This is a genomic window from Vibrio sp. OPT41, assembly GCF_015163595.1.
Taxonomy (GTDB): Bacteria; Pseudomonadota; Gammaproteobacteria; order Enterobacterales; family Vibrionaceae; genus Vibrio; species Vibrio alginolyticus.
Genome location: NZ_JADDYH010000090.1, coordinates 1 through 213, shown reverse-complemented (window position 1 = coordinate 213; position 213 = coordinate 1). Strand labels below are relative to the sequence as shown.

Annotated in this window: 1 rRNA gene; it reads right to left on the bottom strand. The window is 50.2% G+C overall.

Annotation, left to right across the window (positions count from 1 at the left end):
- Window positions 1-213 (bottom strand): 23S ribosomal RNA (locus IQP38_RS25490); the annotation flags it as partial.

Genomic DNA, 213 nt, shown 5'->3' with positions numbered 1-213 from the left:
CACACCGTATACGTCATCTTACGATTTTGCACAGTGCTGTGTTTTTAATAAACAGTTGCAGCCACCTGGTATCTGCGACTCTCAATAGCTCCATCCGCGAGGGACTTCACCGTCGAGAGCGTACCTTCTCCCGAAGTTACGGTACCATTTTGCCTAGTTCCTTCACCCGAGTTCTCTCAAGCGCCTTGGTATTCTCTACCCGACCACCTGTGT